This window comes from Methylobacterium sp. CM6257, from assembly GCF_054611515.1.
In genome coordinates this window covers 2,783,330-2,797,533 of the sequence record NZ_CM137735.1, presented here as the reverse complement: position 1 = coordinate 2,797,533, position 14,204 = coordinate 2,783,330, and the positions used below count along the sequence as shown (strand labels likewise).

The 14,204-nt window shown below is 63.4% G+C and carries 15 protein-coding genes; 7 read left to right on the top strand and 8 right to left on the bottom strand.

From position 1 onward, the window contains the following. Positions 1-80: 80 nt before the first annotated feature. The gene (locus ACYCO6_RS13765; protein WP_459772312.1) at positions 81-509 is read right to left on the bottom strand and encodes a Ros/MucR family transcriptional regulator; all 429 of its coding nucleotides are present in this window, start codon (positions 507-509) and stop codon (positions 81-83) included. 1,053 nt (positions 510-1,562) lie between these two features. Between ACYCO6_RS13765 and ACYCO6_RS13760 the strand changes: the two genes are divergently transcribed. After that, positions 1,563-2,882: an HdeD family acid-resistance protein gene (locus ACYCO6_RS13760; protein WP_459772311.1), complete on the top strand. Its 1,320-nt coding sequence runs from the start codon at positions 1,563-1,565 to the stop codon at positions 2,880-2,882. A 40-nt stretch (positions 2,883-2,922) separates the two neighbouring features. Here ACYCO6_RS13760 and ACYCO6_RS13755 read toward each other — a convergent pair whose 3' ends face one another. Beyond that, positions 2,923-4,155 carry a serine hydrolase domain-containing protein gene (locus ACYCO6_RS13755; RefSeq protein WP_459772310.1) on the bottom strand — a complete coding sequence of 411 codons (1,233 nt, stop codon included), beginning with the start codon at positions 4,153-4,155 and terminating at the stop codon, positions 2,923-2,925. On the opposite strand from ACYCO6_RS13755, the gene ACYCO6_RS13750 reads away from it, so the two are divergent. After that, positions 4,154-4,405, top strand: a complete 252-nt coding sequence (locus ACYCO6_RS13750) for a hypothetical protein (protein WP_459772309.1) — start codon at positions 4,154-4,156, stop codon at positions 4,403-4,405. The genes ACYCO6_RS13755 and ACYCO6_RS13750 overlap by 2 nt on opposite strands. A 20-nt stretch (positions 4,406-4,425) precedes the next feature. Here ACYCO6_RS13750 and ACYCO6_RS13745 read toward each other — a convergent pair whose 3' ends face one another. Next, entirely contained in the window at positions 4,426-4,572 is a 147-nt protein-coding gene (locus ACYCO6_RS13745; RefSeq protein ID WP_459772308.1) for a hypothetical protein, read from the bottom strand. A gap of 453 nt (positions 4,573-5,025) precedes the next feature. Between ACYCO6_RS13745 and ACYCO6_RS13740 the strand changes: the two genes are divergently transcribed. From ACYCO6_RS13740 to ACYCO6_RS13725, 4 genes are all read left to right on the top strand, one after another. Next, entirely contained in the window at positions 5,026-5,517 is a 492-nt protein-coding gene (locus tag ACYCO6_RS13740) for a cell wall hydrolase (protein ID WP_459772307.1), read from the top strand. A gap of 293 nt (positions 5,518-5,810) precedes the next feature. Beyond that, entirely contained in the window at positions 5,811-6,002 is a 192-nt protein-coding gene (locus tag ACYCO6_RS13735) for a hypothetical protein (protein WP_459772306.1), read from the top strand. A 303-nt stretch (positions 6,003-6,305) separates the two neighbouring features. Next, the gene (locus ACYCO6_RS13730; RefSeq protein WP_459772305.1) at positions 6,306-6,707 is read left to right on the top strand and encodes a hypothetical protein; all 402 of its coding nucleotides are present in this window, start codon (positions 6,306-6,308) and stop codon (positions 6,705-6,707) included. 383 nt (positions 6,708-7,090) lie between these two features. Beyond that, positions 7,091-7,231 (top strand): hypothetical protein, encoded by a 141-nt coding sequence (locus ACYCO6_RS13725; RefSeq protein ID WP_459772304.1) that lies wholly within the window; start codon positions 7,091-7,093, stop codon positions 7,229-7,231. An 82-nt stretch (positions 7,232-7,313) separates the two neighbouring features. Here ACYCO6_RS13725 and ACYCO6_RS13720 read toward each other — a convergent pair whose 3' ends face one another. From ACYCO6_RS13720 to ACYCO6_RS13705, 4 genes are read right to left on the bottom strand one after another with little or no spacing between them, the layout of a single operon-like run. Beyond that, positions 7,314-7,859: a transglycosylase SLT domain-containing protein gene (locus ACYCO6_RS13720; protein ID WP_459772303.1), complete on the bottom strand. Its 546-nt coding sequence runs from the start codon at positions 7,857-7,859 to the stop codon at positions 7,314-7,316. Next, positions 7,819-9,186, bottom strand: a complete 1,368-nt coding sequence (locus ACYCO6_RS13715; RefSeq protein ID WP_459772302.1) for a flagellar hook-length control protein FliK — start codon at positions 9,184-9,186, stop codon at positions 7,819-7,821. The genes ACYCO6_RS13720 and ACYCO6_RS13715 overlap by 41 nt, the downstream gene beginning before the upstream one ends. A 50-nt stretch (positions 9,187-9,236) precedes the next feature. Continuing rightward, on the bottom strand, positions 9,237-10,517 hold the full coding sequence (locus tag ACYCO6_RS13710; protein ID WP_459772301.1) for a chemotaxis protein: 1,281 nt from the start codon (positions 10,515-10,517) through the stop codon (positions 9,237-9,239). Then, on the bottom strand, positions 10,514-10,678 hold the full coding sequence (locus ACYCO6_RS13705) for a hypothetical protein (protein ID WP_459772300.1): 165 nt from the start codon (positions 10,676-10,678) through the stop codon (positions 10,514-10,516). Before ACYCO6_RS13705 ends, ACYCO6_RS13710 begins: the two co-directional genes overlap by 4 nt. 137 nt (positions 10,679-10,815) lie before the next feature. Between ACYCO6_RS13705 and ACYCO6_RS13700 the strand changes: the two genes are divergently transcribed. Next, positions 10,816-11,823, top strand: a complete 1,008-nt coding sequence (locus ACYCO6_RS13700; RefSeq protein WP_459772299.1) for a tyrosine-type recombinase/integrase — start codon at positions 10,816-10,818, stop codon at positions 11,821-11,823. A gap of 1,844 nt (positions 11,824-13,667) precedes the next feature. Here the strand turns inward: ACYCO6_RS13700 and ACYCO6_RS13695 are convergent. After that, entirely contained in the window at positions 13,668-14,042 is a 375-nt protein-coding gene (locus ACYCO6_RS13695; protein WP_459772298.1) for a response regulator, read from the bottom strand. Positions 14,043-14,204: the final 162 nt, after the last annotated feature.

Here is a 14,204-nt window from a genome sequence, read left to right as displayed (position 1 = left end):
CCATCGGCATGGCCTCCCTCCCCAAGCCCGATGCTTCCGCCGGCGGCCCGGTTGGTCGCCGGCGGGAGGTGCCACCTCGCTCAGGCCGCCTTGTGGCCGAGCTGGATCGCCTTGGCGATCTCGGAGCGCTTGGCGGCATAGCCCGGGGCGACCATCGGGTAATCGGCCGGCAGGCCATACTTGGCCCGGTAGCGCTCCGGCGTGAGGCCGTGGGCGGTGAGATGGCGCTTCAAGGTCTTGTAGGAGCGGCCGTCGATGAAGCTGATCAGGCCGTCATGCTGGATCGAGGCCTCGATCTGCTCCGCGGTCGGCCCGGTCCAGTTCGAGCCGGAGCCCGACGCGTTGCCCTGCAGGACCGCGATCGCGGTGTGCACCTGGTCGATCAGAACCGGCAGTTCCCCCACACCCACCGCGTTCCGGGACACATAGGCAGCAACCAGTGAGGCCGTGCACTTGATCAGATCCGTGTTGGGATCCGATTTTTGATCGTACAAATCGATAGTGTTCATTGTCCCCCCGGTACAAATAACCGAAGAATCTCGCTTCTGGTCAAGAAAAACCGGAAAATCGCACCAGAATTTTCTGACCAGAATTGTCGCGAACTGCTTCGATCCCGCCAAAACTGGCACCTAACAATACAAAATCGGGACGATTTGTCTAGTTTTATCTTGAATTTAGCTTTGAACATATTTTGACCGGGCGGGGCAACATGAGGTTGCCTCCGCGCGGCCCGATGAAAAACTTTGCTCACTTGTCGAAACGAACCTGCGCAGCCGCGGCGATGATTTCGAAAGGGCGTGCGATGACAGGGCGTCAACGGCCGAATCAGTCTCGGAGACAGGTTCTGGCGGCTGGTGACGCCCTACGCGTGCGGCCGAAGCAACGTACAGGTGTGCGGCACCGGACAGGCCCGGTTCCTCTCCTGGCATGGACACCGTGATCTAATCCGTCGCTGAATGTGCCGATGTAATGGAATGTATTTCCGACAACAAAATGATTGTTTGGGAAATTGCCGTCAAATCAGATCGCGCCTAAGATCGCCGATATGTATTGGGTTCTGTGGCTCGCGGGAGACACTTCGACGATTGGGCGCCATCGATACGGTATTCTTTATGCTGCACGGCGGGGCCCTTGATGCCATCGCCGCCGACGGATCTGGCTGCGTGGAGGGGCCTGGCCTCCGGAACCGATGAACGGCGCGCCGGCCGAGTTGGTCCTGCACGCTGCTGGCCGGCCGCATCAAGGAGGAGACAGAGGGGGGCGGCACGTTTCCGGAACTCGGTAAGGTTATCCGGTCGCGATCCGGGTTCCTCGGCCCGCCGGCGGCTCGATTAACAAAGTGATCAGCCAAGTCATGGATCTTGTGCGAGTGCCTCGCACGACTCTCGATCACGGAGACCTCTCCCTCCGGTCCCGACGGCGCAGCGCACTTCGTGCGAGAGGCTCTTCGACGCGCTTTAAGGCGACCTTGGATGTCTGGATTGTGCTCGACTCCTCTCCCGCGCTCCCTCTCGGGGATGGCCTCGCCCGGGCCGCGCAGCGCGGACGCAGTCGGCGGACGGATGGCGCCCCTCTGGATGCTGCTCGTGGGACGGGCGGCGGTCCGCCGGCACTGGCACCTCATCCTGGGGACGGGCCTGTTATGGGCGCTGCTCGGCATCCTCGTCGTGATCGATTCCCTCGACGGGGCGCTCCATGTCCCGGACCGCTGGTTTGGCCTGATCCTGCTGGCCGAGGGCGTGAGCTCGCTCGCCGTCGGCGCGTCCGCCGTCGGGGCCGCGCGGCGGCTGCGGTTCTTCAAGGGCGCGCTGCTGTCGATCATGGCCGTCCTGATCGTGATGGCCACCCGGCACAGCACTTTCCTGCTCGCCATGATCTTCGGCATCGCCTTCCTGGTCGACGGTCTTGTCCGGATCGCGATCGCGAGCCTGCTGAAAGTCTCGGGCTGGCGGATCTCGGTGGCGCTGGGCGGCCTCAGCGTCGCGTTCGGCCTATTTCACCTCCAGCCCTGGCCGACCTGGTACGCGGGCACGGTGGGCTATTGCATCGGCATGTTCCTGATCCTGAACGGCGCCAACCTCGCGCTGGTCGGCCTGCGCACGCGGCGCCTGGGCGCCGAACCGGGCCTTTCGGCCCCCGTGGGCGGCCCCGACAGCCTCACGGTCTATGTCTGGACCCCGACCGGGCAGGCCACCACCCCCGCCGGTCAGCGGCTGATCCGGCGCTACGTGGCCTCCGTCGACAAGGCGGGGCGGTTCTCCACCGGCCACGCCGCCCTCGGGCAAGAGCACGACCTCTATATCAGCCACTATCCCGCCGTGGAGATCGACCGCTCGCCCGCCAATCTTCGGTCCAGTCTGCGCGCCGGCCCCGAGAACGACGTGGCCGGCCGCTTCCTGCCCTCGCACGCCGCCGAGGTCGCGGATTGGTGCGCTGCCACCGTCACGGTCACGCTCAACGGCATCGATGCCGCCCGGCTGCGGGCATTCTGGGATACCTATCGCGGCGATACCACCTACAACTTCATCAGCCGCAACTGCTCGACCACGGTGGCCCGGGCCCTCGATGTCGCCGTCGAGGGCGCGTTCAGCCGCAACGGGCATCCCTGGCGGCAGCTCGCCAAGGCGCTGACCACCCCGGAATTCTGGGCGGCGTCCTTCCTGCGCAGCGGGGCCCGATCCATGACTTGGACCCCAGGTCTGGTGCTCGACTACACGCGGGCGCTCAGCGCGCTGGTCGATCCCGTCTCGCCGGTTCCGTCCATCGCGTGGAGGCGCGTCGGATGGCGGTTCGTCCGCAACTGGCGGGCGCGATCCCTAATCCGGTTGCACCAGATCACGCGCCGTCCGCCCGTGCCGGATCCCGGCCCGACCGAGGCCTGATCGGACGCGCAGAGGCGGGTCCGCCGATCAGGAAGCCCGGTCAGGGATCCCTGCGGGCCGCGGCGGGACGGCCGGCGGCGAGATCGGCCCCGATGGCCTGCATCACCGACAGCGTGTCGACCTCGTCCTGCTCGGCCCCGTGGTCGCTGAGCTTCACGATCACCGTGCCGGTGTCGCGGTTGACGTAGATGTACTGGCCATAGACGCCGATCGCCGAGATGTCGCCGTCATCGCCGCCCGGCGCGTGCCACCACTGGGCCGAGTACTGCCAGCCGTCGACCTCGCGGCGGGCCGGCGTCATGATCCGCTCGATCCAACGGGCCGGGATGATGCGGTTCGGACCCGCCCGGCCCTGGTCGGCCACGAGCAGACCGAGGCGAGCGAAGTCGCGGGCGGTGGCGTTGATGCAGCAGAACGCCTTCTCCACGCCCCCGGCCCGGTCGAGATTCCAGGTGGCGTCGGCCTGGGCGCCCATCGGCTTCCAGATCCGCTCGGAGAGGATGTCGGCCAGGGGCTTGCCCTCGACCCGCGCCAGGATCAGGCCGAGCAGCTCGGTGTCGATGCTGCGGTAGCGGCCCCGGCTGCCGGGCTTGAACGCCAGATGCGCATTGTCATGCACGAAGGCCGTGATGTCCCGGGTCAGGTACATCCCGGCGGTGCCGGTCAGGGGGTGCCGGGGATCGTAATTCTCCGGCACGGCGATCCCGCTCGCCATGTCCAGGAGGTTGCGCACCGTGATCTGGCCGAAGACCGCGCCATTCTTCAGCTCGGGCAGCAGGGCGGAGACGCGGTCGGTCTCGGCGAATTGGCCCCGCGCCATCGCCGCGCCGACCAGCAGCGAGACGATGGACTTCGCCACCGACCAGGACGGGAACAGCGTCGCCGGTCCGGTGCCCGGGCGCTGCCATTCGTGGATCAGGACGCCGTCCTGCACCACCAGGAACGCGTTGGTGTGGGTCGCCGCCAGCACGTCCATGAGCGGGACCGTCCGCCCCTTCCAGGCGACGCGGTCGAGGATCGGGCGGGGGCGGACCGGCAGGTCGCTGGCCCGCGCGGGGGCCTGCACCACCCGGCTCGGGAACCACGTGCCCACCGACGAGGGCTCGATCACGGCCAGGGCCGCGAGGGTCACGGGATCGGGGACGTTGATCAGCGCGGCGGCCGTCCAGGCGCAGCCCACGGCGACAGCCCCGCCGGCCGCGGCGATCACGCCCCATCGACGGCCCCTGCGCGTGCGCGCCGGTGAGTCCGGGATCGCCAGGGACGCGGTCATGCTGGATCTGTGTCGCTCTGGATCGTCACGGTGGCGGGCCCGTCGACGCGGTGTGGTGCTGGCGCGCCGCCACCATGCTCGGGACGCCTTAACGAAAGCCCCCGATCCGGGGGAAGGCGGGGCTGCTCCGCCCCCGACGCGTCGGCACGCGTGGCTCTACGGCGAGGGAGCCAGACCGACGATGCTGGCGGGCATCGCGGTGATCGCCGTGGGCGTGACCATCCTGGCCGCCAGCCAGGACCAGCACTGACGCTCCTGCCGTGGGCGCGATCAGAGCCGGCTCGCGATCGTCAGCCGCACGATCATGGGGGCCGCCGGGTGGAGCATGCGGTCGATGAGCTCCGCGGCGGGCTCGCCCGGCAGCCGGGACGGGCGGCCACCGGCGGTCGCGGGTCGGGCTTTCCCTTCGTCGGGCATCCTGGCCGCCGTCCCGGCGACCCCGCGCGATGACAGCTGACGGCCAGTCTTCCGGCTGCCAGACCGCCGCCTTGCCCCGTCTTCGAGACCAAGGCTTGTCCATGGCGCTGTGGAGCCACGGGGGATCCCGCCCGCCCCTCGTCCGTCGCGGGCATGGGCCAAGCTCTGCGCGAGGGGCCAGGAACAAGGCCCTCCGGGTACCGCCCCGAGCCGGCCCGCGCGCCTTGCGGCCCACCGTCGCCACATCCTCGCCGCGAACGTGCAGTCAAGCTTGACGGATGGAAGGTCGAAGCGCGGCGACGCCCCGATATGGGCGGCCGCCCCGCTGCGCGGTGAGGCTGAAGGAGCACGGAGCGGATATGCATGCAGGGTAGCGAGAGGACGAAGATTGTTCCTGTATTGATCGTTCTGGCTGTTTCCGGCGGCCTCGGTGCCTGCAATACTGAATCGCCGGTGCTCACGACAGGATCGATCCCCGGCCGCAAGCAGCCGATGGTCGTCAGCGATGCCGAGCGGGACTGCCTCGGCCGCGCCATGTACTTCGAATCGAATCGCAGCGACGAGGACGGGCTGATCGCCGTCGGGACGGTGGTCATGAACCGGCTGGAGAACGCGATCTTCCCGGGCGGCATCTGCGCGGTGGTCGGCCAGCCGGGACAATTCGCCCCCGGCGTCCTGACCAAGCCGATGCAGGACAAGGATCTGCAGAAGGTCGCCGACGCCGCCGACGCGGTCCTGGCGGGCGAGCGGCACCCGAAGATCGGCAAGGCCATGTATTTCCACACCGCCGGCCGGCACTTCCATTACAGCAACATGCATTACGTGGCCGTGGCGGGCGGCAATGCCTTCTACGAGAAGCGCGATTCCCGCACGGCCAAGCAGGAGCAGGCGGCGCCCGCTGCGGTGCCGACCTATGCGGCTGCCCTCAACCCGCCGGCACAGTAGACCGGCGCCCGCCGGGGCAGGGGCAAGACGGGAAGGCCGCGTCCGGGCCCATCAATCCGGACGGGCCGCAGCCCGGACGCGCTGACGATTCTGCAATTCCCTGGGGCTGCCGCAGCCGGAAGAAGGCCAGGATCAGCGTCGCGTTCTGGCCTTGCGGCCCGTCCGGCGTCTCAGAGGTCGGACCCGACCGGGCAGCCGAGCGCGTCGGGGCATCCCGTTTTTGAGGAGGCAACCGAACTCAAGTCTAAGCCCAAAGTTGTATGCTCGGCATTCAACCAGGTTATTGGGCCTCCATGTCCGACGACGACGGCTTTGACCGCATGGTGGAGGCAACGATCGGAGCCCATCAGCTCCTGGTCTCGCATGGCACGCCGACGATGCAGCTCCTGTCGCGGCTGTTGCTGACGGAGATCGGCGCAGAGATTGCCTCGCGGCGCGATGCGGATGCCGCGGCCAATGACAATCCGGATTCGCCCGAGGTATGAGGCCTGGTTCCGCAGGCGGGGGCGTATCACGTCGCGTTCGCCGATGCGGGGAGGCGCGCGAATACCGGGACGAGGCTGTTCTGCTGCGGCACGGGCTCGGTCCCGATGGTCCGCGCGCCCTGCCTGGCTCTGGCCCGACGCCTCGAAAGAGCTGACTTGACCGGTGCTCGGTGGCGAAGCGAAACCGTATTCCGTGGTAAATCTGTTGATCGGCTCGGCTGTCGGAGCACGCGGCATTTACACCGACGGGCAATGGCCTAGCTTCTCGGTAGAATCTACCCACGAATCACGGAATTCCCGCCGATGATCGCGAATCGGGTAGCGCTCGCTGGCGCGGTCCTCCTGCTGAGCATCACGCCGTCGGCGTCCCAGCTGCGCCGCCCGATCACATGTACGGAGGAAATCTCGGTCGGGCTCGATTCGGCCGAAGGCGCGAAGGCGGCGACACATAGGGCTCGAACCTTCTCGCTGGTCTCCAGCGGCGGCTTGCTGACCATGATCTCCGCGGGACGCTCCGACTATTACGAATGCCAGACCGCATCGCCGCGGCTGAACGAGCGCACACCCCGCAATGCCATTAAATGCCAGAACGGCGTTTACTTCCTGCTGATCGACCTGAACAAATTGAATTTTGTCGAGGCAAAGCTGAACCCTGAGGACCGGACCGAGGTTAAGGTCAGTTACGGGAGCTGCAGGAGTCTGTGATCTGCTCAAGAGCAGGCTAATCCATCTGGACGAGGATATAGGCGGAAACGGCGATCGCCGCGAAGGTCAGCGCAATCAGCAGGACTGCCTTTGCGGAATGGCCGTCCGGCGGGTCCGGCGCGTCGTTCATGATGCCCTCCAGCCCCGAAAAATGGTGGAGTCTGCCGTCTTGCTCAACGCATCGCTGATCGATCAGTCGCATATGCCGATGAAAACCAGTGTTCTGCTGATTTTGCGCTCAAGAATATCTTCCGGTTACGGTTCGCCGGAATCGGGTGCGGCAGTCTCCTCACCGCACAGGCCGTGATGCTTGAGAACTCGGGCCGCTCAGGCGGGTTGTCGCTTTACCCGCACCGACGGGTGGCGAACAGGAGCGATTCTTGGTGTCTCTCGATGCGTACCATCGGCTCGATGTCTGGTCCCTCATGAACGTCTACCGGGCGACGTTCGAGATCGTCTGCGAAGCGAACCTGCAGCTTCCCTTCGCGCTCGCGGAGGCCTGGGGCCTGTCGACTCGCGGATAACCCGGAGGCCCTGCTGCCGCAGGATGGTGGCGTCCGGCGGCTCTTCCAGGCCGGTCACCACGATATTCGGCGGGACTCGCCGTCACCGACAGAATTGCGAGGCGGCCGGCGTCCATTGTCCGAAGCCAGTGGCCACCATGTTGGCGACAACCCGGCAGATATAGATCTTCTGCGCCGCGTTGTTGTGCGGGCCGGCATGGTAGCGCGCCACGGCCATCGTCCAGCTCCCCTCCCGCTGCTTGAGTTCCCGGAGAAACTGCGTCGCGTAGTCGACGTTTGCGCGCGGATCGATCATGGCCTCGATCGAGCTGAACTTGGCGCCGTGGTAATGATGGTTGATCTGCATGCAGCCGAGGTCGATCAGGCGCGCACCCTTGCGGCGCGCCTCCGTGAAGCGGGCGATCACATCCCTCGGCCCGGTCCCGAAATAGGCCGATCCTTCGATATTCATGGCGTAGGGCTGGAGCGAGCCGCGCTTGCCGGTTTCCGTCAGGCCGACGGCGTAGAGCACGCCGAGCGGTACGCCGTAGCGGGCTGAGGCGCGGCCCATCTCGGCCTCGCACACATTCGCAGCGGCCGGGACCGCGCTACAGATAAATGCCGCCGTCGCGAGGGCGTACCGTTTCATCCATCCGTTCCCCTTCCCGATTGCCGCCGGCCGGACGGTGCTGCGCCTGCCGCTCCCTATTGCCCTCGTGATCCGGTCGGGCGCCCCCATTGGCGAAGGAGGGTTGCCCCTGCGACGGGGTCCCCCCGGGAGAGCCTCCCGCATCGGCCGGGCGAGCCTGCCCGACGGTGACTTCGGCCTGGTAGTTGGCCTGCTTCAGCAAGTCCGTGAGGAGGGCCGCATCCCGGTGCAGGAGCGCGGCGGTTTCCGGTCGCGAGGCGCGCAGGTGCGTCTCCAGCTGGCCGTTCGCCAGCCGCAACTCCACCGTGACGGTTCCCAGCTCCTCCGGCCTCAGCTGGATCCTGAGCACGCGCATCGGCCCGTCCGGGGCAGCCCTGACCACCGGGTCGGCGTGGTTGCCGGCAGGATCCGGTCCGGATGCGGACGCACGCGCGATCTCGTCCTCGATGGCAGCCGCGATCGTCGGCAGGGTGATGGCGGGCAGGCCCATCTTCGTCACGGCGCTGTCTCCGGAAGCCAGGGCGGAGCCGCTGGCCTGGTTTTGGTGGCCTGCCCCCGTGAGGATGGTTCTGGTAATTCCAGGGACCGCACGGCTGTCCTCGAGCGCGCCCATGTCGGGCTTGTCGGGCCCGGCGGCTGCCGCGAGGACCGCCGTGTCTGCGGAACACGGCGGCTCGAGACGAATCGGGGCCGGAAGTTTCGACGCCGCGATGGCGACCATGCCGGGCAGTCCCGGCTGGACGGGTTGCGGTCTGGCGACGGCCGCTGCCGCGGTGGCTCCTGTCGCAGGGTCGGCTGGCGCGAGGTTGGGCGGTGCTGCCTGGGGCCGAACGGGTTTGAAATGGACCGCGCGGTCGAGCACCGTGATCGCGGGCGCGGTAAAGGAACCGGGTCCGGTGCGCAGCCCCTGCGGTGAGCCAGCCGCCCGCGCCAGCGCGCGTCCGGAGAGTTTTGCGGCGTCGGAGGCTGTCGGGGCAGCACCCGGAGAGCCGCCGGTCGAGGTCACATCCGCCGCGCCCTGGGAGGCTGAGGGGGCTCCGGAGCCCGCAGATGGGCCGGCCGCCGGAAGAGCGGCGTTCAGGATGTTGGCGAGCGTCGTCGCGGCATCGCTTGCCGGATCGGCAGGGGGCGGCGCGGCTGTCGCGGTCGCCCCCTCGGGATCGCTCTTTGCGGCAGCTCCGCCCGCTTCCGCCGCGTCATCCCTGTCGTCGGCGGCTGATGTCGCGGCCGGTGCATCCGACATCTTGCGCAGGACGGCGCCGAAAGCGCCGTCCCGGCCCTTATCCGGAGAGCTCTGGGTGTCGGCCTCCGGAAGGGGGCGCGCCACCTCCCGATCGGGCTTCGGCGCGGGTCTCTGAACCGTGGCGGAGATCGAGGTCACGGGTTTGCCTTCCGGAGAAGCAGATCGATCTGGTCGATCGTGGCGTGGACCTTGGGAATCAGGCTGGCCGGGCCATCGGCGGGCTCCGCCCCGGCCTGCGCCTGTCGCAAGGGCCCGGTATCGACCTCCGCCAGCGCGCGCGTGCCGATGAGCCCGCGCCCGATCTCCTCGGCGGTCGCCAGCGCCGTATCGAGGAGGGGGACGTCACGAGCCGGAAGCTTGGCTCTGTCCAGGGTTCTCAACGTCCGCAGCCCGGGCTCAAAGGTCGTCAGGTCCACGATCTCGGCGGCCGCCCGGTAGAGGCGACCCTGGATCGCCTCCGGGCTCTCGGGCGCGCAGAGCGCGAGCGCCTTGGCGGTAGCCAGGAGCGCCGAGGCCGTCTTGCCCTCCTGGATCGCCGTCCGGGCGATCAGCAGGTACAGATCCCGCCGGCTCCCGGAGGTCAGTTCATTGACGATTCTGTTGAGGGCCGCGAAGCGCGCCTCGTCCCGGCCGATATCGAACTGGGCCAACTGATAGGCGAGCCGCTGGCGGAAATTCCCAGCATAGACCGAATGCGGAAAGCGGCGCAGATACTGAATCGTCAGGGCTTCAAACTTCTTCAGATCGCCGAGCTGCCCGAGGGCGAAGACCTCGCGGCGCAGCGCTCCTTCCTCGGTGAGGGTCCCCGGCAGCAGCAGGCGCACGCGATCGAGCAGGGCAATCGCCCGGATCGGGTTTTCGGTCACGACGAGCGATGCCTGCGCCAGGTCGACCGCTCCGGCGAGCGTCGACGGCAGACCTGTCGTGTCGAAATCTTTGAGGAGACGGCTCGCCTCGGCCTCCCGCCCTTCGATGTACGCGAGGGCGCCGCGGGCCAGCGCCGCCTCCCGGTCGCCCAGACTGTCCAGTGCAATCACGCGACGCAGGATCGCCGGCCCCCCGCCGCTCAGCGAAAAGACGATGGCGGCTCGGACGTTGTGCCTATCGGCCCAGACCTCTGGCGCCGCATTTAGAAGATCCGCGTTGATCCGGGCGATCAGCAGCCGCTGGCCTTCGTGGGCGGCCACCGAGCCGGCCGCGACCCGGTCCTGCAGCAATTGCAGCGTGCGTACCGACGCGACAGGACTGCCCCTCAGAGCCTGTGGGTCGGGGGCCGGTGCCGCGGGTACGGGATCCGGGAGCGCGGAACGGTCCGCCAGCGGAACCGACGCAGGAGCCGGGGCCGGATCCGCGACGGCCGGATCCGCGAGCCCTGTGACCAGCCCGACGAGGGCGCTCAGCAGGATCCGCCTCATCCCGGGGTTCCCTGGAGAAGGATCTCGATCCGCCGGTTCTCGGGCGCCTTGGGATCCGCAGCGTTGCGCGGGGTCCGGTCGGCGGCACCCTCGACCCGCCAGATCCGCGCCTCGTCGATGCCGGCCCGGGTGAGCATGTAGGATGTCAGCCGGGATGCCATGCACCTCATCCACGCCTTGTCGATGGTAAAATCATTGCCTTTCAATGGTTTATCTATCGTCCGGCGCCGCTCCCCGCATCTCCCAAAACCTCTGAATCACGGGTCCGGGCACATTTTCGGGCACAGTGAGATGCAGCATGGCTACTATCAGGAAGCGGAACAGCAAGTTTCAGGTGCAAGTCAGATTGAAAGGTTCGCCGTCTCTCACACGGACCTTCGCGACCAAAACCGAAGCTGTCAGATGGGCTCGCGATGTGGAGGGCGGAAAAATCAATCGGAATAACGCATCGACTGCGGAACAAACGCGTAAAGTCACTTTTGGAGATTTGCTAGAACGGTATTACAAGGATATCTTATCGCACCGTTATTGGTATCGGACAGAATACTCAATTCTAAGGCGGTTTAGCAAATCGTTTATATATAACATTGATATATCAGAACTCAGTGAAGCGGAAGTCGCACGATATCGCGACGATAGATTGAAAATCGTAAAGCCAGCAACGGTTGTCAGAGAACTATCAATCGGCTCACATTGCATCACGGTAGCTCAGAGCGAATGGGGAATTAGACTGCCCGTAAATGTCTTCAAGATGGTCCGAAAACCGAAGATTAGGAATGGTAGAGAGCGGCGTATCACCGACGAAGAATGGAATAATCTCGTGCAGGCGGACTTGTCGCGGGGAAGAAGGTCGCTAATTCATATAGTCGAATTTGCGGTCGAGACAGCCATGAGAAAGGGCGAATTGCTCCGAGCTAAGTGGGTAGATGTAGATTTTCGCCAGTCGACTTTGCACATTCCCATGACAAAGAATGATTATCCGAGAACTATCCCTCTTACGCCTCGAGCTGTTGAAATTTTAAAATCTATTCCAAAAGATGGTTCTCGGCCTGAGATATTTGGCGTTAAGTACGGCACGCTCAGTTGTTGGTGGACCGAATTGTTGCAAGCCGCGCGAGTTCAAGACTGTAGGTGGCACGACCTCCGACACGAAGGTATCTCGCGGCATTTCGAGCGCGGCCTCAGTATTCCAGAAGTGGCGCTAATCTCGGGCCACAGAGACTATCAGATGCTGAGACGGTACACGCACATAAAGCCTGAGAACGTCGCTGCCAAACTCGCGCTTCTGTCCAATCAATCTGAGTAACTGTCGAATGCGGTGAGACGGCAAGATATGGCTGTCCCACCGCAACTTACGAAGAGCGCCATTCGGCAATTGCTTTGTCCGCATTATCTCGTGCGGTGAACGCTAACATCCTTTGTGGAATCAAAGAGTATGATGCTGTTGCTACGTTGTCACACGAATGAGAAAATGATTTGTTGCACAGCGTATTGACAACCTCAACGTTTTCTGTTATAAATACGATTACGATTTGTGCTGTGACGTGCGCAGATTGCCATAACAAGTATGCTGTCAAATGAAGGCAGCTTGATGAGCCTGCTCAGATTCGAGTTCTGATTGCCGGCGGAAGATATCAGGTAGAGCATACACGTAAGACTCAACGTTAGAGTCACGACGAGGGAGCAATAACCCTCATGCAGTTCGGCAATGGTCCGTTCCATGGCCGCCGTGCTGTAACCGTTGGAAGAAGAGAGTGTAAAGGGAGACCGGCCAACCGCCCCTTCTCACTGGCTAGTCATTAAAAGCCACTGAGTTTCTCTATGGGATGTGCGGGATACGGCTCCACCTATAACGCACACTTCACCTGAGATAGGTGAAGTGCGTCTACTCACCAGCTATAAAGCACTCACTTCGTGAGCAGTGACTGTGATTCATTAAAAACAATGTAAACGCGAAGCGTTTTGCCGAAGGCAATCATTTAGAATGCATATGCGAACTGACTGGTCATCTAATTAGTGGTCCGATAGACGATGACCTTAGCTTCATATTCAGAAACAGACGGTACCTATGTAAATCATCACAAATTTAATCACCGAACGTTCGATGTTGTTATTGACATTTAGCAGAAAATCGCATATAAATGACACTGTGAATCTTATGTGATTCACTTTCAGATGCATTGAGTCTCCAATGAGGAAGTTCATTTTTCTTGCTATTTGAACTCCAATCAGCTCAGATGTATTCATTTTTTTATGTCATCTCAGCTGTAATTGTATTGCCATGAATATTTTTCATCAACAAAACTGGGATAAAGAACACCATATGACTTCCTTTTCAAGCCATCGCGATGTTTCCGGAACTATGATTCTGTATTTGGATTGCGAAACATGCCGTGATTTGCGTTACATTCTATCACAGGGCCTGGAATTGTCTCACCGTAGGTGTGTTATTGATGACAATATGGACGACGAACTCAAGCAAATATGTTGCTCGGGCTATGAATATAGATTTCGAGACCTGCTTTTAGACGCTCTCGACGTGATTGAGGGGCCGCAAAGAAGTTTCGACATTTCACAACTCTACACATTTCAAGAGGCATACGATTATGCCTGTCGCTTAATCAAAGAGGATATTGCGGCCAAAAATGCCATCATTGAGAAATGTTATGTGGAGATACGCAAGGAACTATCTTATATTCCGTTCTAAGAATGCGAGATAGTGGGAGTTCGTCATTGTCTGTGAAGATTGGCGGCGTCACAGGATGAATTCCTCACGCACCAATATCTGAAACGTTCTGATTATGGCGCCATCAAGAACCCGGTCGCTTTTCAGTAGGTCTGCGGCTGGGCTCGCGCGTCACCTGCTGGACGATGACGGCAATGTGCTCCACCGTCACCGCGCTACCATCCGTGCAGCTGTCACCCTGGCACGCTCCCTCATAGCCATCGAGCGGGACCAGACAGCGGGCCAGTTGGACATGCTGGAGCGACAGCTCAGGAACCGTCGCTGTCACGTGTGCCGATGCGAGTTGATGGCTGCGTGAAAGTTGGTTGGGACGCATTTCTATCATGCGCCCCTCGTCAGCCACTGTAGCAGTGTACAGCCGCTTACGACCCTTCTCTGGTTTTCAGAACGTCCGCCCTTCGTTCCTATGCCGCGGCCCCGAACAGTCGCCCGATTTCCCGCAGCGTGTCGGACATCTGAACTGGCTTCGCCAACCAGAGCACTGCCGCATAAGACGTGGGGATGGCGCCCTGGTCGTAGCCGGTCACGAAAACGAAGGGCACGTTGCTCGCGGCTAGGGCGTCAGCGATAGGGAAGGACATCTCACCGGCCAAGTTCACGTCCAGCACCGCAGCATCGGGCGTGTTCTTTTCCAGGATATCGAAGGCGCCCTCTACCGAAGGCACCGGCCCGAGCACTGTTGCGCCCGCGGCCTTCAGCGCCCGGCTCGTTTCATCGGCGAGGAAATAATCGTCCTCAACTACCAGAACTCGGCGACCAGCAAGCATATTCTCGGGCATCGCTCTTCTCACTCGCCGAGGAGTATCGAGCGACAAAGCAAAGAACGGCGTCCGCTTCTACCATCCAAGTTGTAGTCACGTTGCTCGGTCTAATACCGGACAGTGCGAGATGTGACCCTCTCGGCGCCCCAATCGCTCACGTGCGAGCCTACCAGTTCGCTT

Excerpts from the sequence above, each read along its gene's own strand:
- ACYCO6_RS13765 (WP_459772312.1), bottom strand. The coding sequence starts at position 509 with ATGAACACTATCGATTTGTACGATCAAAAATCGGATCCCAACACGGAT.
- ACYCO6_RS13760 (WP_459772311.1), top strand. The coding sequence starts at position 1,563 with ATGGCGCCCCTCTGGATGCTGCTCGTGGGACGGGCGGCGGTCCGCCGG.
- ACYCO6_RS13750 (WP_459772309.1), top strand. The coding sequence starts at position 4,154 with ATGCTGGATCTGTGTCGCTCTGGATCGTCACGGTGGCGGGCCCGTCGA.
- ACYCO6_RS13755 (WP_459772310.1), bottom strand. The coding sequence starts at position 4,155 with ATGACCGCGTCCCTGGCGATCCCGGACTCACCGGCGCGCACGCGCAGG.
- ACYCO6_RS13745 (WP_459772308.1), bottom strand. The coding sequence starts at position 4,572 with ATGCCCGACGAAGGGAAAGCCCGACCCGCGACCGCCGGTGGCCGCCCG.
- ACYCO6_RS13735 (WP_459772306.1), top strand. The coding sequence starts at position 5,811 with ATGTCCGACGACGACGGCTTTGACCGCATGGTGGAGGCAACGATCGGA.
- ACYCO6_RS13730 (WP_459772305.1), top strand. The coding sequence starts at position 6,306 with ATGATCGCGAATCGGGTAGCGCTCGCTGGCGCGGTCCTCCTGCTGAGC.
- ACYCO6_RS13720 (WP_459772303.1), bottom strand. The coding sequence starts at position 7,859 with ATGAAACGGTACGCCCTCGCGACGGCGGCATTTATCTGTAGCGCGGTC.
- ACYCO6_RS13710 (WP_459772301.1), bottom strand. The coding sequence starts at position 10,517 with ATGAGGCGGATCCTGCTGAGCGCCCTCGTCGGGCTGGTCACAGGGCTC.
- ACYCO6_RS13705 (WP_459772300.1), bottom strand. The coding sequence starts at position 10,678 with ATGGCATCCCGGCTGACATCCTACATGCTCACCCGGGCCGGCATCGAC.
- ACYCO6_RS13700 (WP_459772299.1), top strand. The coding sequence starts at position 10,816 with ATGGCTACTATCAGGAAGCGGAACAGCAAGTTTCAGGTGCAAGTCAGA.
- ACYCO6_RS13695 (WP_459772298.1), bottom strand. The coding sequence starts at position 14,042 with ATGCCCGAGAATATGCTTGCTGGTCGCCGAGTTCTGGTAGTTGAGGAC.